This is a genomic window from Paenibacillus sedimenti, from assembly GCF_014534655.1.
Taxonomy (GTDB): Bacteria; Bacillota; Bacilli; order Paenibacillales; family NBRC-103111; genus Paenibacillus_E; species Paenibacillus_E sedimenti.
The window spans coordinates 900,844-918,612 of sequence record NZ_JACVVD010000001.1 but is presented as its reverse complement, the minus strand read 5'-3'; the positions used below and the strand labels follow the sequence as shown (position 1 = coordinate 918,612).

Below are 17,769 nucleotides of genomic sequence, written 5' to 3'. Positions count from 1 at the left end.
TCGGATGAAATCGGTTTATATGAATTCACTAAAGAAGTTTTTCACCCGTTCCATAAAGCCGGGCTTACTGCTGTCGGAGGATTTCTTACTTGTCGTCTTGACTACGTTTTTCTTCGTGAAGCCGGAGTTGCGATTTTTCATGTATTTGGATACGAATTGAATAATGCCAACACCGCTAGTGTAGGAAGGGTCCCGCACGCCGATAAAATCAGGAACGGCAATGCGAACAGACGTTGCGAGTTCAGCTTGTGCAACAGGAAGCATACCCGGCATACATACGGTTCCGCCGGTAAGTACATAACCACCGGTCAAATCGCCATAGCCAAGACGATGCACTTCCGCACGAATCAACTGGAAGATTTCTTGAACGCGAGGTTCGATGATATTCGCGAGGTCAACCTGAGAGAATTCTTTTTCAACGTTGCTGCCGATTCTTGTTACTTTGAACACTTGATCCGGTGCCGAATCATCAATCGAAGCACACCCGTATTTCAACTTGATTTTTTCCGCAATCTCGAGCTGTGTCCGTAAACCAATCGCGATATCATTACTGATATATTCGCCGCCGATTGGAATTGTAGAGGTTGCCACCAGGTTGCCTTGCTCGAATACAGCAATGGTCGTGGCACCGGCTCCGACATCTACCAGTACCGTGCCGATATACTTCTCATCCTTGGATAAAGCCAGTTGTCCGGATGCTAAAGACATTAGAATAAGTCCTGCAACCTTCAGTTCGGATTTTTCCACAACCCGGATTAAATTATGTATCGCTGTCTTGGCCCCGGTAATGATGGTCGCTTCCACTTCCAAGCGAACTCCGATCATCCCCCGAGGGTCGTTAATGCCTTCTTGTCCATCAACTAAATATTGCTTGGGTACAACTCCAATGATTTCACGCTCGGGAGGTAGTGCGATAACTCTAGCTGCCTGAATGACCCGATCAATATCCTCTTCTCCGATTTCTCGATCCTCATTGGAAACCGCAACGACACCGTGACTGGATTGAAGCGCGATATGATTGCCGGTAATCCCAACATAAACCTCGGAAATTTGTACGCCAACCATACGTTCGGCATGATCCACAGCACTGCGAATGGAATTCACAGTTTGATCAATGTCGACAATGGCGCCTTTGCGAATACCCTCTGACTCGGCAGATCCTACACCTATTATATTAATGGTTCCGTTAACGACTTCCCCAATAATAGCACGAACCTTGGATGTACCGATGTCCAAACTAACAATGATGTCATTGTTGCTCAAGCCCCTGGCACCTCCTGTAACTTGGTAAAAAAGTGAGTTGATCACAGATTCTTCTGTACTTATTCAACACAACTGCCATATTCCCTCTTTTTTCTACATTTTTTTTGCAACCTTGTAAAGTTCATGTTGAGAAGCTCGTTACCGCGATAAAAACCGCATTCCTATTCTAGCAATAAATTCCAATAGAGCAACCATTTTTAGTAGACTCATATTTAACCATAAAACTAATTTTAACATTATTTCAAGCGATTGAGTAGCCCATCAAACGTTTTTTTATCAGGAAGGAGGCGCTGTTTCCTTAGGCGTTGGTTTGGGGGTTGGTTTAGCCGTTTGCTTGTTACCCGCCTTACCATTTTCCTTATTCGGACTGGGTGACGGACTTGGACTGCTTGAAGACTTCTGATTGGTTAGACTGTTTGTTTCGCTCTTATGTTCATCGATAGGTTCAAAAGGCGCATGATTGTCCACTTCGAGCATTTTGATGATCCCATTGGTAATATGATCTTCTTGCAAGCTTGCTATATAAGCCGGCAAGTTTTCAATTTTATCCGGTAAATAGGCAATCGTCGTATAAACTTCGAATTGTGACCTTGTGTAGAGTTTGATTTTATCCGGATAGGAATCCGAAGGGTCCGGTTTAATCTCTGAAATGTCAGCCAGACTACTCGCCGGAATCTCCCCTAACACCTTGCACAACGCAGCTTTATAAGGATCATTGTCGGACCAGCCGGATAAAATCGGCATATCCAGCGGGAAACTCCCTGATGACAGCTTCACAACCGCTCCATCTGACAATACAGCCTCTTTCGTGCCATCTGCACCCATCTGAAAGGCGACTTTAGGATACTCTTGTACAGCGATATGAATGATGCCTGGAAAATGCTTCGTTACATTCGCCGACTTGACAATCGGTAAAGTTGCTACGCGCTTTTCGATTGCTTGTGAGCTTACCGCAAAAAAACGATCTCCTGCCACAATCTGTGCAGCTTGTCCGATTGCATCTGAAGCGAGCAGTTCGTTGCCTTCAATTTGGATAGCGCTAATGCGACTGAGCGATGACTGGAAAAAGAGAATGACCAGCACCGTGATAAAAAAAACAAATAAAAAACCTAGCAGCTTCCGATTGGTACGCGCACGCGGCTTGGGATTCGGCAGGGCGGGTACTTTGCGGTCTTCGGACAAGATGGGCACCACCTAAGAGTTTGTGAATGATTGCAAAGCGAGTAGCGCTTTGAATGAACAAACTTGCTTCGTAAGCATAAGCTAATTTTTCGGGAGAAAAATTGACTTCGTAAGCATTAGCTGAGTTTGTGAATGATTGCAAAGCGGGTAGCGCTTTGCATGAATAAATTTGCATCGATCAAAATAACATGTGCTGAATACATGCATTTCCTACATGTAGATTAAATATTTCGAGTTCAATGTAGCATTTACCTGCAAAAAACGCAGGTAAATTAACTCATACACGTTAAATTTGGCTAAAATGCATCATTTAGCTGATCATTTTGCATACAATTGTGGATATACTTCGATTATTGGCTTATTTAACTGTACATTTTACAGTTTGTTGTCAGCAATTGAATCTATCGAAAGAACTATTATTTACAAGCACTAAATAAACGAACGAAAACCGTGCATCCCCTCCTGTAAGCAGGAAGGGATCCGCGGAAGTCAAAAGTACGTTTACTCGCTTGGAACGGGCGATTGGCGATGTACAGAGGCCCCCAATCTTGAAAGCATATGCTCGATTCTATCATAGCCTCTATCAATATGATGAATCTGCTCAACGATCGTCGTGCCGTGCGCAGCCAAACCGGCGATAACGAGTGCGGCTCCGGCTCGTAAATCAGTCGCCTCTACGGTCGCTCCGTATAGTCTGGGAACGCCGCGTATAAAGGCTGAACTCATATCAACACGGATGTCTGCGCCCATACGGGACAGTTCATCTACGTGCTTGAATCTACCTTCGAATATCGTTTCTTTCATCACACTAAGCCCATCCGCCAGGGAGAGCAGGACCATGACCTGTGATTGAAGATCCGTGGGAAACGCCGGATGCGGCGAGGTTATGATGCGTTCGACTGCCTTCGGCCTTGTCGGGCTGTTCACCTGTATTATATCACCGCTCGCTGCGATTTGAACACCCGCACGCTTGAGGACGTGGATCACTGAGGTAAGGTGGGCAGGGTTCACCTGTTCCAAAGTAACATTTCCTCTTGTTGCTGCTGCAGCTACGAGAAAGGTTCCCGCAACAATGCGGTCCGGTATAATGCGATACGTACAAGGAGACAGCGTTTTGACTCCACGAATCGTGATCGTATCCGTGCCTGCCCCGATAATATCGGCGCCCATCGCATTCAGGAAATGCTGCAGATCCTGGATTTCAGGCTCGCGGGCTGCGTTGTAAATCGTTGTAATGCCTTCTGCTTTCACAGCAGCCATCATAATATTTTCCGTTGCTCCTACGCTTGGAAAGTCGAGAACGATCTCGCATCCCTGAAGCGATTCGGCGGTGCATACAATTTTGTTGGCGGATTCTTCAATGTGGGCTCCAAGAGCCTGTAGTCCTTTTAGGTGAAGATCGATTTTACGTTCGCCGATGGCGCAGCCGCCCGGTTGGTACACGGTCACACTGCCGAATCTGGCTAGTAGCGGTCCCATAAGAAAGATGGATGAACGCATCTGCCCCATCAATTCTTCAGGGATATGAGAGGAATGAGCTGTGGATGTTATGACGGATACACTGTCCCCTTGCTGTTCTGCCCGGCATCCGAGTGCGCGAAGTATCCGCAGCATTGTGTCGATATCGAGCAGATTAGGAACGTTGTTTAAGGTGTGTGTGCCGCTAGCCAAGATGCAGGCTGCTAAGATTGGTAATGCGGCGTTTTTCGCGCCGTGTATCTGGATGGCTCCCGAGAGAGGTCTTCCACCTTCGATAACGAGCTTCTCCAAAATTCCACCTCCGATTTACCTCTCACCCATCACCAAAACCTCAGGCACGAGTGCAACCCCGTACTGATCCAGCACGATTTGCTGCACCTCTTGGATTAGAGTGAGAACGTCCACGGCTGTAGCATTCCCGGTGTTGACAATGAAATTGGCGTGCAGCGGAGAGATTTCCGCTCCACCGACACGTTTGCCTTTCAGGCCGGCTTCTTCGATAAGCTTCGCTGCAAATCCGCCTACGGGGTTGCGAAATACACTGCCCGCGCAAGCTAATTGAAGCGGCTGTGTGCGGAGACGCCGATCGCGGTAAGCAGCCATGGCTCCGGCGATTTCTTTGCGGTCTCCAACCTGCAATTCAAAGACAGCTTCCGTTACAATGCCGGGCAGCGTATGCAAGATCGAATGCCGGTACGCATATTGCAAATCCTCCGCCTGCATAGTGACCAATTCCCCTGTGTCCAGGATGACTTCAGCCTGCTTGAGTATGCGTGACACATCGGACCCGTGAGCCCCTGCATTCATGTAGACGGCGCCCCCCACAGAACCGGGAATTCCAGAAGCAAACTCGAGTCCGGTTAATCCTTCTTTGGCTGCCAATACGGACAATTTAATGAACGAATAGGAACCGCCTGCGTACACGGTAGCGCCATCGAAGCGAAGCGTTTCTAGAGCGTTACCAAGCTTTATAACGACGCCTCTTATTCCTTTATCACTCACGAGCAGGTTCGATCCTCGACCGATAATCGTCCAGGGAACGCCTCGTTCATGAAGCATTTTAATGACGGCCACGACTTGATCTTTGCTGTTCGGAATGACCAGCACATCGGCAGGACCGCCGATTTTCCAAGTCGTATAAGGAGCCAGTCGCTCATTCGTTCGGATGTCGCCGATATGTGCTGCGTGTAAGTCGGATATTAACTGCTGCATGGGAAAACCTCCTTCACAGAACTTCGGGTGGAATGCACGGGCGTTAAGCCAAGCAAGCAGCTCTGTCATTCCATCTATACGAGCCGTGCCGAAATCGGCCGGTTTCCGGTATTTGGCATCGTATAAAACCTTAGGTGTCTGTCACGGTTATAGTGTAGTTTATGTAAAATCGGAAAGAGTGTGACAATTGCCCATCCGCTTTCGCGAAATCAGGTCGATAAGCTATGCGTTTCGATCAATTTGACGATCGAATCCACTGCATTCGTTTCACTCCGGGTTGCCATCGCTGTTTTATAAGCCTCACGATTCGCGTACATGGCTTCAACTCGCTCAGCAAGGGACTCCGAGGTCAGCTCTTCCTCAGGGAGTACATCGGCATAGCCGGCCTTTTGGAACGATTTTGCATTTAATATCTGGTCCCCCCTGCTCGCTTGCAGCGATAGAGGTATGAGCAGCATCGGCTTTTCCAAAATGAGAAATTCGTAGATGGAAGTAGCCCCCGCCCGGGAAATGACCAAATCCGACATCGCCATCATATCAGGCAGTTCGTCAGAAATGAATTCGAATTGTTTGTATCCTCTTTTACCGGAGAGTTCTTGAGAGATATTGCCTTTTCCGCAAATATGCACGATTTGGAACTGATCAAGCAACCGGTCCAGATTGTCCCTGACGGCATGATTGATGGCTTGAGAACCAAGACTGCCTCCCATGATCAATATCACAGGTTTTTGAGAGTGAAAATCGCAGAGTTGGTATCCCTTTGTCACCTTTCCGTTCAAAATACCCTCGCGGATCGGCAATCCGGTTAGAATCGCTTTTTGATCCTGTACATGCTGCATCGATTCCGGGAACGTCACACATACTTTGGTCGCAAATGGAATCGAGATTTTATTGGCAAGCCCCGGCGTCATATCGGACTCATGAATAATAACCGGAATCTTATTCAGCCGGCTGCCGAGAACGACCGGGACGGAAACGAACCCGCCTTTCGAAAAAACGATGGCGGGCTTCAAACGACGCAGCAATCTATAAGACTCGTAAACGCCTTTGATGACTTTGAATGGATCTTTGAAATTTTTCAGGTCAAAATATCTGCGTAATTTTCCGGAGGAAATCGGATAAAAAGGAACGCCCTCGCGTTCGATAATGTCTTTCTCTATGCCCGTAGCCGAGCCGATATAGCGGATTTCCCAGCCTAACTGACGGAGCTTGCTCATCAGTGCTATATTAGGCGTAACGTGTCCGGCGGATCCGCCTCCGGTAAACACGATAGTTTTCATGCTCTGTCACCTCGAATAACGGGATATATTGAGCAGGATGCCGATCGATGTGAGCATAAGCGTCAGTGACGATCCTCCTGCACTAATGAGCGGCAATGTAATGCCCGTTACCGGAAACATCCCGATAACTACGCCTATGTTGATGATAACCTGCACAGCAATCATTCCGATAATGCCGACAGCAATAAGGCTGGCAAACGTGTCTGGTGCCGTAATGGCCGCCCTCATGCCTCTCCAGACCAGTATGGTGAATAACAAAAGCACGAGCGTGCCGCCAATGAATCCAAGTTCCTCGGCGATAATGGAGAAAATAAAGTCGGTTTGCGGCTCCGGCAAGTAGCTGTACTTTTGCCGGCTCATGCCCAGCCCCAGTCCAACCAACCCTCCGGGTCCAATTGCATATAGCGACTGAATGGACTGATAGCCCGCTCCAAGCGGGTCCTGCCACGGATCCAAGAAGGCGGTAATCCGCTGCAACCGGTAAGGGGCAGCAATGACAAGCCCTACGAATCCCGCAATCCCAATCATACCTAGATACGAGAGGTGCAGCAACCTTGCACCGGAAGTATAAATAATGAGCAGCGAGGCCCCTACGAGAACAACGCCCGTACCAAGGTCCGGCTGCAGCATAATCAGTCCGAAAGCCAAGCCCATAATGCCGAGAGGCGGCATAAGCCCCTTTGTAAACAGCGTAATCTTCGCTTGCTGCTCGGACAACATTTTGGATAGAAAAAGAATCATGCCGATCTTCATAAACTCGGAAGGTTGAATACCGAATGCTCCGATCCCGAGCCAGCTTCTCGCACCGCCACGCACGACCCCAATGCCCGGAATCAATACGATTACGAGCATTCCGAAACAGACGAGGAGCGCGATGCGCGCATACTTTTTCCACACCAGATAATCCACATTCATTGTAAAAAACATAGCGATAACGCCTAAAACCGCAAAAAGCAGCTGACGTTTCAAGTAATATAACGAATCGCCAAAATCATGAAAAGCAAGAACCGCACTGGCACTATACACCATAATAACGCCGATTGTCAAAAGCAACAGAGTAGGAATAATGATCCAAATGTCCGGAGCGGACCGCGTTTTACCCATAACAGACACCTCTTAGCCGTGTGTTGTGGGCTTATCCGCAAAAGTGGATAGGCCCTACTTAGAGTGTATGCACGGACTCTTTGAACATGCGTCCCCTGTCTTCATAGGAAGGGAACATATCCCAACTCGCGCAAGCCGGCGATAGGAGAACGATATCTCCAGGCTCGCTCATGCGATAGGCTAGTTCAACAGCTTGAGATACCGCGTCCGCTGCATCCTTAGCAGTATCGACGGTTTCAACAAGGCTAATCCCTGCCATCGCAGCAATGCGATTGATTTTTTCCTTCGTTTGTCCCAGGGTGACAACCCCTTTGATCCGCTCACGGAATGTAGGCAGCAGTTCCATATAGTCTGAGCCGCGATCCAAACCGCCGGCAATGAGCACAATGCTTTGCTCGAACGCTTCAATCGACTTGATCGAAGCAGCCGGATTCGTCGCTTTTGAATTGTTATAGAACGTAACGCCATCAAGCTCTCTGACAAACTCCAGACGGTGCTCAACGCCTTGAAAGCTTCTAAGAACGCTCGCGATCGTTTCGAGCTTTACACCGGTTGTAATGGCTGCAGCAGCGGCAGCAAGCGCATTTTCAATGTTGAAACTGCCTGGTATGCCCATTTGCTTCGCAGGGAGAATAACATGAACGCTGCCTTGCCCATCCGCATAAACAAGCGTGTCCGTCGTTCTGTCCAAATAAACGCCATGCTGTAAAGCCTCATTCATGGAAAAAGGCAGCACTTTGGCGCGCACACTTGGCATGATCGACCGGCACACCGTATCGTCCCAGTTCAAAATGGCGGTATCTGCTTCCGTTTGATTCGCGAATAATTTCGCCTTGGAGGCAATATAATCATCCATCGTGCCGTGATAGTCCAGATGGGTTTCATATAGATTCAGCAAGCACGCGATACGCGGACGGAATGAAGTCGTTCCTTTCAGCTGAAAGCTGCTCAGTTCAACGACCATCCAATGATCCTCCGTCACTTCAGGAGCAGCTTCGGTCAAAGCACGGCCTATATTGCCCGCTACAACCGGTTGCAAGCCGCCTGCCTCAAGCATTTTACCAATCAAAGTTGTGGTCGTTGTTTTTCCATTCGAACCTGTAATCCCGATAATCGGCGCTTGACAGAATTGATAAGCAACCTCGACTTCCGTAACGACCTCGATGCCCAGCTCTAGTGCTTTGCGAATCGGTTCCACTGTGTAAGGGATACCGGGATTTTTCACTACAAGCGCTACACCTGCATGCACGATAGACTCCGGATGATAGCCGCAAACAACAGAAATACCCAGAGCCTCGAGTTCGTCGGCTTCAGGGCATGCATGTCGCTCTTTTTTGTCATTGACCGTGACTATGGCGCCTTTTTGATGAAAAAGCTTTGCCGCAGCGACTCCGCTGCGAGCCAAGCCCAAGATAACCACTTCAAGTCCACGATATTCACGCGGATGATTCATTCTCTATAACACCTCATTCATGTATAATCCGAGCACGGCAAGCACAAGACCTGTGGCCCAGAACGTGATGACGACACGCCACTCCGACCAGCCAACCAATTCGAAATGGTGATGGATCGGGCTCATTTTAAATACGCGTTTGCCCCTTGTCTTAAATGATACGACCTGGATGACAACCGATAGAATCTCCACCAAAAACACGCCGCCTACAATCGCAAGCAGCAGCTCTGCTTTGGTCAGTATTGCAACGGCTACAAGTCCGCCCCCGATGCCGAGCGAGCCTGTGTCGCCCATAAATACTTTGGCCGGATGGGCATTAAATACGAGAAAACCGAGCACGGCCCCGACCATGGCCGCTGAGAAGATCGCCGCTTCCGGCTGTGTATTGTTCATCGCAATCACGGTATATGCACCAAAAGCGATCGCGCTTGTTCCTGCAAGCAGGCCATCTAAGCCGTCTGTGAAATTCACCGCGTTCGAAGCGCCAAGCATAAGTATCGCCATGAGCGGGAAATACAACCAGCCTGGATTAAAATGTAATTCGACAAATGGGATGTATAAGTCCGTGCTGTGCCCTTCCTTAATGAGCAGGAAACAGACGACAGCGGAAATCAGAAGCTGACCGAACAGCTTTTGCTTGGCTGTCAGACCTAATGAACGTTTAAAGATGATTTTAATATAATCGTCCAGAAAGCCTACCAGTCCGTATCCGAGTGATGCTATCAACAAGATTAGGAGATCTGTAGTTTTATCGGCAAAACGAAGCGTCGCAAGCGCCAGCGCCAACAAAATGATCGTCCCGCCCATCGTGGGCGTCCCCTGCTTCTTCAAATGCCCTTGCGGACCGTCGGTACGGATTTGCTGACCGAATTTCATCCGCCGCAAAATCGGGATGAAGAGCGGCCCCATAATGAGAGCCAGCACAAAAGCCACGCCCATCGTTAATAATACTGCGTTTTCCACTGTGGTTCCTCCTGCTCGTTTTCCGGGTAGAAAACGATTTGCTATTCATGATTATGAGTTAGACCGTCTTAAAGCTGGTCTCAGAATCCAGCAACTAGCCGAGCAAGGCCTGCACGACCTGCTCCAGCCGCATGCCGCGCGAGCCCTTTACGAGTACGAGATCTTCAGCTTGTGCCAGCTCTCGGAGCTCGGCGGCAAGCTGCTCTTTGTCATCGTAGGCGCGCACATACGCCTGCTGGAACGACTTTGCCGCTTCATCGGCAATGAAGCTGCCGAGGCGGCCGAACGTGAAGACGTAGTCGACACGTTCAGGCGAGAGCATCGCGCCGATGTCGCGATGGAACTGCTCTTCGTGCTCGCCGAGCTCCAGCATGTCGCCGAGCACGACGAACTTGCGACCGAAGCCGCGCAGCTGCTCGGTCAAAGCTATGGCAGCCCGCATCGAGGCCGGGCTGGCGTTGTACGCATCGTTAAGCACGGTCAGCCCGGAGGCTGCCGTCAGCTTTTCGATGCGCATGCTCGTCATCTGCAGCGAGCGCAGCCCCGCTGCAATGTTCTGCGGCGATACGCCGAAGGCTTCGCCGATGGCGATGGCCGAGAGCGCATTGATGACGTTATGCGTGCCAAGCAAAGGAATATACAATTCCGGATAGTCCGGAGCATTGATGTCGAAGTAAGCCCCTTCCGCATCCATTCGAATGACGGTCGGGTACAGATCATTGCTTTTGCCGCTGCCGAAGCGTATGCGACGCAGCCCGTCCGGCAGGCTTCGCTCCGTGAGCGCCTGCTCGATCAGCGGCTCGTCGCCGTTATAGACGAACAGCCCGCCGCTCGGCATGCCGTTCAAGATCTCCGCCTTGGCTCGAGCGATCTCCTCGCGTGAGCCAAGCTGGAGCATGTGCGCTTCACCGATCATCGTGATGATCGCCGCGTCCGGCTCTGCCAGCCCGGATAAGAGCTCGATCTCGCCGCGTCCGCTCATCCCCATTTCAACGACTGCGTATTGTGTCGTCTCTTCCAGCTGTAAAAGCGTCAGGGGTAATCCGATATGATTATTCAGGTTTCCCTTTGTTTTATGAACTTCATATGTGCTGCCTAGCACAGCAGCAACCAGATCCTTCGTTGTCGTCTTGCCGTTGCTGCCGGTGATGCCGACGATTCGCACAGACAGCTGCTTGCGATAAGCTTTGGCCAACTGCTGCAGCGCTGTGAGTGTATCCTTCACTCGAATGATCGGCATGCCTTCGGGCGGGTTCGGACGGTCATCCTGCCATAAGGCGGCAGCTGCGCCTTTATCATACGCTTCTGCGGCATATGCGTGTCCATCATAATGTTCGCCGATTAGTGGCACGAACAGGCTCCCTGGCCGTATCGTGCGCGTATCGGTTGAAACGCCCGTTATTTGAATGTCAGCAGCTGAAGAGGACGCAGCCACGAGATCAGCCTCGCCGCCCAGCATGTCTATCATTTGCCCCAGTGTACGATTAATCATCTTTTTCTTCCCCTTATCGCAGTCTTAGCCACCAAACGATCATCAAAATCATGCTTAACCCCCATGATATCCTGATACGTTTCGTGGCCTTTTCCCGCTATCAATACTACATCGCCCGGGCCTGCCTCTTCAATAGCCTTTTGAATCGCAAGCTTGCGATCCGCAATCAACTCGAACCGCTCATGCGGAAAGCCGGCTTCTTCTATGCCTGGAACAATATCTTGCAAAATAGCATCAGGCTGCTCGGTACGCGGATTGTCGGAAGTAACAAACAGATAATCGCTATATTTCGCAGTTACTTTTCCCATGAGAGGACGCTTCTTCCGGTCCCGGTCCCCCCCACAGCCAAATACCGTGTAAACCTTGCCCTCAGCAAAATCACGAATCGTCGATAGTGCGTTCTCCAGACCATCAGGCGTATGGGCATAATCAACCAAGACCAGAAAATCCTGACCCTCGTTAACAACCTCCATACGCCCATCAACGACAGCTACACTTTCTAAACTATTCCGAATCTGTTCCAGTGCAACACCTTCCGCCAAAGTTGAGGCAATTGCCCCAAGCGTATTATACACATTAAACTTACCAACTAATTTCATGCGGAATTGAGCTTCCCCCGCAAAGGAAACGAGGTTAAATTCCGTACCTTGAGCGGTAATTCGAATATCCTTAGCCCTTACGTCGCATTCGTTATCTATCCCGTAGGTAATGACCTGCGCTGCGGTCATCTTGCCAAATACATCAGTCGCAGGGTCGTCTGCGTTCAATATGGCATACTGTCGCTCCTGGGGATTCTGTGAGAATCCATTACCCAGTCTAGAGAAAAGAAGACCTTTTGCCGCTTGATAAGCGTCCATCGTCTTATGATAATCCAAATGATCCTGCGACAAATTCGTAAAAATGCCCGAACGAAAGTGAATCCCTTTTACACGGCCCAGTTCCAGCGCATGACTGGATACCTCCATAATGCAGTAGTCGGTACCCACTTCGTTCATTTTCCTGAAGCTTCGCTGCAGATCAAGCGCTTCTTGCGTTGTGCGCTCCATCTCCGTGTACGTATCGCCGATTTTCATTTGAATCGTGCCCATGAGTCCGGTTGTGAATCCTTGGTCGCGCAAAATTTTCTCAATTAAATAAGTAGAAGTCGTTTTACCATTTGTGCCTGTAATGCCGATGATCTTCATTTGCTTACTCGGATAACCATAGAAGTGTGCGGAAAGCGCCGCCATCGCATATCTGGCATCTTTCACGAGGAGCTGAGGCACCGGCAAATCCAGCACACGTTCGACTACAAGGGCAGAAGCCCCCAAATCAACAGCTTTCGGGGCAAAATCATGACCATCCACAGTCAATCCGGGAATGCACAAAAACAAATCTCCAGGCTTCACCTTCCGGGAATCGGCCTCAATCCCTGTAATTTTCGTATCCGGTTCACCGTGTATATGTGTAATGAGCAGAGCAGAAGCAAGCTCTTTCAAATTCATGGGCACCCTACCCTCTCTTTAGCGTTCACGATCATATCTATTATGGACAATTTTATGCATATGGAAAAGCAAAACATGTCTTATCGGCAAATCTTTTTTTTGATCTTTTATTGCGGCGGTTCGCTGTTGGATAAAAAGATCCGGATCGTCGAACCTTGATCTACTCTCGTTCCGGCTTTTGGCGCCTGGCTAATGACATATTTACCATTGCCGGACTTCGCCAATCTAAAATTCATGTTCAGATCTTCTAATATATCATCTACCGAAGCTCCAACCAAGTTGGGCACCTCGACGACCGGTGTTTCGCCATAACGGTATTCTTTGTCCAGCTGCTGTTTGTTCGGTTCCACTTTCATATACCGCAAAGCGTCAGCCATAATATTCTTCACGAGCGGAGCTGCGATAAGCCCTCCAAATTGTAAGCCTTGCGGGTCATCTACAGCTGCGTATACGACAACTTTCGGATTATCAGCAGGAGCAAACCCGATAAAAGAAACAATGTGTTCATCGGGAGAGTAACGTCCATTTATAACTTTCTGCGCTGTTCCCGTTTTACCTCCAACGCGGTACCCATCAATGAACGCATTGCGTCCCGTTCCTTTGGCCACAACACTTTCCAGTGCTTCACGCACTTGTTTGGACGTATTCTCGGAAATCACATTACGTACGAGCTCCGGTTCAACAACGTCAACGATCTCCCCGGACTCCGGATTCGTGAACGACTTCGCCACGTGAGGCTTAAAAAGCTTGCCGCCGTTAATCGCAGCAGAAACGGCCGTAATTTGCTGAATTGGCGTAACGGATACCCCTTGACCGAATGCTGTTGTTGCTAGCTCAACCGGCCCGACCTGGGAAGGCTTGAACATAATGCCGTTCTCTTCTCCGCCAAGGTCGATGCCCGTCTTCTTCCCAAATCCGAATCTTGTAATGTAATCAAAGAGCTTCTCTTTACCAAGCCGCTGCCCCATAACGACGAAGCCGGGGTTGCAGGAATTTTCTACGACTTGCATCATTGTCTCGCTGCCGTGTCCGCCCCGTTTCCAGCATCGGAGCCTGGCTCCGCCCACTTCAATGTAACCAGGATCAAAAAATTGTTCATTCTTTAAATCTACCTTTTTCTCCTCTAATGCAGATGCCAATGTGATGATTTTAAATGTAGAACCTGGTTCATACGTTTTCCATATAGGCAAATTGCGGTTATATGTTTCTTGTGAATAGTTATTATAATTACCTGGCTCATAGGTCGGTCTGCTGCCCATTGCCAGTATTTCCCCGTTATTGGGGTCCATCATAATCGCGAGCACGTTTTGGGCTTGAGTCTCAAGCATGCTTTGATCCAAATTCCTCTCAAGCACTGATTGCAAATGGCTGTCGATGGTAAGTTGCAGGTTCAACCCGTCCTTCGGCTGCACATATTCATCTGTTGTGCCTTTCAACTGTCTGCCCGCCGCATCGGCCATGTAGGAAATGCTGCCCGGCACGCCGTTTAAGAACTTGTTGTATTTGGCTTCCACGCCCGTCAAGCCTTCGTTATAAGCATTCGTAAAGCCTAGCACATGCGCAGCAAGCGTTCCAAACGGATAGAATCGTTTATTATCCTCTGCAACAACGATTCCAGGGAGCTTTAGATTGCGTATTTCCTGGGCCTTCTCTACCGTAATTTTACGTCCGGTCGGTTTGATATAGTTGATTCTTGATTTTTTAGTCATTTGCTTAAAAATCTCATCTTCGTTTCCCTGCAGCACTTCAGCTAGCTTTGCAGCCGTTGCACGGGCATCTTGAAGCTGAACTGGAATGGCCATCACAGAAGGCGTGCTGACGTTATAAGTGAGCGCTACGCCGTTGCGGTCTTGAATCTCTCCCCGCTTGGGCGCAAATGGTATATCTCGACGCCAGCTATTTTCCGCTTTATCCGCCAAATCCTGGCCAATCCACAATTGGACATAAGCAAGACGCAGGATGAGCGCAGTAAAGATGATAGTTCCAATAATAAGCGCAGTAAATAATCTGCGACGAACGGTAACGTTGGATGCACGCATGAACGTTCGCTCCCCCTTCCAAACCAGTCAAGATCGTTCATATCATGACTATTCGGGACAACCAGGGGTTAGAACAAGCTCTTATCCTATGGGGACTTTTTGGCAGCCGTGCGCCCGGACGCTTCCTTGCCATTAGGTGTTGGCGCCGCCGATGGCGTTGCTGCCGTTTTCTCGCTCAGCGGTCGCAGCTGCAAAACAACCGTTCGACTCCCGGCATCACCAGAAGCGCTTTGATCGGCAACATACCCTTCACCTGAAGTTTGACAGTTTACTTTGAAAAAGGAACAAGCTTCCATCGCATCTCGCAGCGATCTGCCTTGTAAATTCGGAAGCGAGAGCTCATCAACAGACTGTAACGCTACATAGATTCGTTGCGTAGCTAAGATTTCAGTACCCGCTTTAGGAAACTGATCAACGACTTTCGTCCCTTTTCCATGCACTTCCAGTTTTAATCCGGTTTCTTTAGCTATTTCCTTCGCGATGTCTGCCGTATTATCAGCAAAGTTAGGCATCTTGAGCTTGTTCGCTTCCGGTGTAGTTACTTTCGGTTGTTTCGTTGAAGCAACACCCATATACTTCAATGATTCCGTGACGATGTCTTTGAATGCAGGGGCCAACACTTGCCCGCCCAAATGATAGTTGCCGCCGAGATCTGGCTGATCTGCGATTAACGTCACCAGGATGCGCGGATTCTCAACAGGCGCGTACCCGATAAAAGAAATCACCCAAGTATCGGTTGCATATGTTTTCTCGCCAGGAAGGACGAGGTTGGCAGTCCCTGTTTTACCGGCAACGCGATAACCGTCAATATAAGCCAGTTTACCTGTACCGATTTCCTGATCGGATACAACCTGTTCCAAGTAATTGCTAACTTGATTGGCCGTCTGTTCACTCACAACTTGACGTACCATTTGAGGAGCGAAAGTTTGAATGGTTTGCCCTGTTTTCGGATCGACGATATCTTTGACGATATGCGGCCACATCAGCTTCCCGCCGTTCGCCATCGCGGCATATGCAGCTGTTTGCTGAATGGCCGTTACGACGACCTTTCCTTGACCGTAAGTCGCCGTTGCAAATTCGGACGGATATTTCATATCAATGAGGCCCGATACTTCCCCAGGCATATCGATATTCGTCTTTTGATCGAAACCAAACTGACGTATGTAATTCTCCAGCTTAGAAGGACCCAGTTTTTCGTAACCAAGTTTCACGAACGCAACGTTACTGGACCGTTTGAGTCCATCCAGGAACGATATTTTGCCCCATCCTACCCGATTGTGGTCATGGAGTTCTCTATCCTGCACGCGGATCATACCGGATTGATAGGTTTCGCTTGGATTGAAGACCCCTTCTTGTAACGCACCGGCCAAGGTGACGAGTTTGAACGTTGAACCCGGCTCATAACGAGAAGCGACTGCGTTATTCTTGAAATCACTTTGATCCTTGATCATCCAATATTTATTGGGGTTAAACGTGGGCACGTTAGCCATTCCGAGAATCTCCATCGTATGCGGATCGACAGCAATTGCCGTCAAGCTCTTCGGATGCCACTTTTCGTTAACTTTCGCCAATGCGCTTTCGATATAGAATTGAATGTTTTTGTCGATAGTGAGCCTAACATTCTTCCCATCTTCGGCGGGCTTGAAGTTGATTTTGGAGTCCGGAAGCTCGACACCCTTGCCATCCGTCTCATAGTTCATCATACCCGGAACGCCCTTCAGCACGTCGTCTAGTTTGATCTCTAAGCCTAGCGATGGAACCCCTTCTTTATTGGTGTATCCGAGTATGTGTGACGCCAACGTTTCCCCTGGGTAGTACCGCTTCTTGTCCTCCAGAATATTGACGCCAATGTCCGTTTTTTCTTTCAGCTTCAGCTTCGTCCGCATACTCTTAATGAACTCCGTGACTTCGTCCGCTTTATCCTTCTCGATTTTCCAACCTTCATTGCGAATTTCTACATTCGCAGCAAAGTCGGAATCGTCCGCTTTTCTTTTCGTCGCGCGCTCACGAATTTTGTTGACTAAAGCTGGCTTCGCTTCATCCGAATCTTTTAAAATCTCCGCCAGCCCTTGTGCAACATCCTCTGAAATATGATAGCCATCTATCATTTTGGGGTTTAACGTTACCGTATAGGAGGTAGCGTCAACAGCCATCACTTTATCGTTTCTATCAAGTATCGAGCCACGGACAGGCGCAAGCACCTTATCGGTCTCCCAGACCTTCTCTGCTTTGTCTAGCAACCACGAGGCTTCTACAACTTGAATCCAATAGACTTTAGTAATGAGGACAATAAAAAGAAGGGTGAATACCCCTCCGATTAACAACGATCGAGCTTTAATTTTTTTAGTCATAGGGAACACCTGCCTGTTTATGGATTATAGGCTACTTTCGTGTTCTTGTCGACATTAGCAGCCGTTTTCCCTTTATTTGGAGGCGTCTGGTTTACTTGCTTCTCATCCTGCGGCTTCAACCCGAGACGTTTAGCTTCTTGACCTAGCCGCTCTGGACTTTGCAATTTCTCTACTTCTTGCTTGAGTGCGCTGTTCTCAGCCTGAATAACGCGAATTTCTTTTTGCATTTGTAAGATCTGCGTGTTCATCTGATAGATTGCCGCGTATCGCCATATGATAACGCCAGCAACGATTACGCAAAGCACAACAGTAAACAAATACAGCATTTTCTCTTGAACGGGCAATGATTTATTTCGATAAACAACCTTCGTTGTTTCTTTTATTTTCACCTTAGGCAGTTGCTTTTGAGAACGCTTTTGGTCAAGAGCCAAACTTCCTTGGATATAAGCGGGCATTTTTCATTCCTC

At 48.9% G+C, this 17,769-nt stretch carries 13 protein-coding genes; all 13 read right to left on the bottom strand.

The genetic code is table 11. From position 1 onward, the window contains the following. Window positions 1-15 precede the first annotated feature (15 nt). Window positions 16-1,263, bottom strand: a complete 1,248-nt coding sequence (gene ftsA / locus ICC18_RS03445; RefSeq protein ID WP_188172964.1) for a cell division protein FtsA — start codon at window positions 1,261-1,263, stop codon at window positions 16-18. A 276-nt stretch (window positions 1,264-1,539) separates the two neighbouring features. Continuing rightward, complete coding sequence (locus ICC18_RS03440; RefSeq protein WP_188172963.1) at window positions 1,540-2,445, bottom strand: cell division protein FtsQ/DivIB; 906 nt, start codon at window positions 2,443-2,445, stop codon at window positions 1,540-1,542. Window positions 2,446-2,946: 501 nt separating this feature from the next. Further along, entirely contained in the window at window positions 2,947-4,215 is a 1,269-nt protein-coding gene (gene murA, locus ICC18_RS03435; protein WP_188172962.1) for a UDP-N-acetylglucosamine 1-carboxyvinyltransferase, read from the bottom strand. A gap of 15 nt (window positions 4,216-4,230) precedes the next feature. Continuing rightward, window positions 4,231-5,136, bottom strand: a complete 906-nt coding sequence (murB, locus tag ICC18_RS03430; RefSeq protein WP_188172961.1) for a UDP-N-acetylmuramate dehydrogenase — start codon at window positions 5,134-5,136, stop codon at window positions 4,231-4,233. A gap of 209 nt (window positions 5,137-5,345) precedes the next feature. Beyond that, the gene (gene murG, locus ICC18_RS03425) at window positions 5,346-6,416 is read right to left on the bottom strand and encodes an undecaprenyldiphospho-muramoylpentapeptide beta-N-acetylglucosaminyltransferase (protein WP_188172960.1); all 1,071 of its coding nucleotides are present in this window, start codon (window positions 6,414-6,416) and stop codon (window positions 5,346-5,348) included. A 6-nt stretch (window positions 6,417-6,422) separates the two neighbouring features. Continuing rightward, window positions 6,423-7,520 carry a stage V sporulation protein E gene (spoVE, locus tag ICC18_RS03420; protein WP_188172959.1) on the bottom strand — a complete coding sequence of 366 codons (1,098 nt, stop codon included), beginning with the start codon at window positions 7,518-7,520 and terminating at the stop codon, window positions 6,423-6,425. A gap of 58 nt (window positions 7,521-7,578) precedes the next feature. Next, a complete protein-coding gene (murD, locus tag ICC18_RS03415; RefSeq protein WP_188172958.1) occupies window positions 7,579-8,973 on the bottom strand; it encodes a UDP-N-acetylmuramoyl-L-alanine--D-glutamate ligase in 1,395 nt (464 codons plus the stop codon). 3 nt (window positions 8,974-8,976) lie between these two features. Continuing rightward, window positions 8,977-9,912, bottom strand: a complete 936-nt coding sequence (gene mraY / locus ICC18_RS03410) for a phospho-N-acetylmuramoyl-pentapeptide-transferase (protein WP_223192331.1) — start codon at window positions 9,910-9,912, stop codon at window positions 8,977-8,979. Window positions 9,913-10,030: 118 nt separating this feature from the next. After that, entirely contained in the window at window positions 10,031-11,428 is a 1,398-nt protein-coding gene (locus ICC18_RS03405; protein ID WP_188172956.1) for a UDP-N-acetylmuramoyl-tripeptide--D-alanyl-D-alanine ligase, read from the bottom strand. Then, window positions 11,425-12,912: a UDP-N-acetylmuramoyl-L-alanyl-D-glutamate--2,6-diaminopimelate ligase gene (locus ICC18_RS03400; RefSeq protein ID WP_188172955.1), complete on the bottom strand. Its 1,488-nt coding sequence runs from the start codon at window positions 12,910-12,912 to the stop codon at window positions 11,425-11,427. Before ICC18_RS03400 ends, ICC18_RS03405 begins: the two co-directional genes overlap by 4 nt. Before the next feature lie 107 nt (window positions 12,913-13,019). Further along, window positions 13,020-14,951: a stage V sporulation protein D gene (locus tag ICC18_RS03395; RefSeq protein WP_188172954.1), complete on the bottom strand. Its 1,932-nt coding sequence runs from the start codon at window positions 14,949-14,951 to the stop codon at window positions 13,020-13,022. An 86-nt stretch (window positions 14,952-15,037) separates the two neighbouring features. Beyond that, entirely contained in the window at window positions 15,038-17,302 is a 2,265-nt protein-coding gene (locus ICC18_RS03390) for a penicillin-binding transpeptidase domain-containing protein (RefSeq protein ID WP_188172953.1), read from the bottom strand. A gap of 17 nt (window positions 17,303-17,319) precedes the next feature. Next, complete coding sequence (ftsL, locus tag ICC18_RS03385) at window positions 17,320-17,757, bottom strand: cell division protein FtsL (protein ID WP_188172952.1); 438 nt, start codon at window positions 17,755-17,757, stop codon at window positions 17,320-17,322. Between the last annotated feature and the right edge of the window lie 12 nt (window positions 17,758-17,769).

Bases quoted from the DNA above. Each gene is read 5' to 3' on its own strand.
- murD (WP_188172958.1), bottom strand. From the start codon at position 8,973: ATGAATCATCCGCGTGAATATCGTGGACTTGAAGTGGTTATCTTGGGC.
- ICC18_RS03400 (WP_188172955.1), bottom strand. From the start codon at position 12,912: ATGAATTTGAAAGAGCTTGCTTCTGCTCTGCTCATTACACATATACAC.
- mraY (WP_223192331.1), bottom strand. From the start codon at position 9,912: ATGGGCGTGGCTTTTGTGCTGGCTCTCATTATGGGGCCGCTCTTCATC.
- ICC18_RS03405 (WP_188172956.1), bottom strand. From the start codon at position 11,428: ATGATTAATCGTACACTGGGGCAAATGATAGACATGCTGGGCGGCGAG.
- murB (WP_188172961.1), bottom strand. From the start codon at position 5,136: ATGCAGCAGTTAATATCCGACTTACACGCAGCACATATCGGCGACATC.
- murG (WP_188172960.1), bottom strand. From the start codon at position 6,416: ATGAAAACTATCGTGTTTACCGGAGGCGGATCCGCCGGACACGTTACG.
- spoVE (WP_188172959.1), bottom strand. From the start codon at position 7,520: ATGGGTAAAACGCGGTCCGCTCCGGACATTTGGATCATTATTCCTACT.
- ICC18_RS03395 (WP_188172954.1), bottom strand. From the start codon at position 14,951: ATGCGTGCATCCAACGTTACCGTTCGTCGCAGATTATTTACTGCGCTT.
- ftsL (WP_188172952.1), bottom strand. From the start codon at position 17,757: ATGCCCGCTTATATCCAAGGAAGTTTGGCTCTTGACCAAAAGCGTTCT.
- ICC18_RS03390 (WP_188172953.1), bottom strand. From the start codon at position 17,302: ATGACTAAAAAAATTAAAGCTCGATCGTTGTTAATCGGAGGGGTATTC.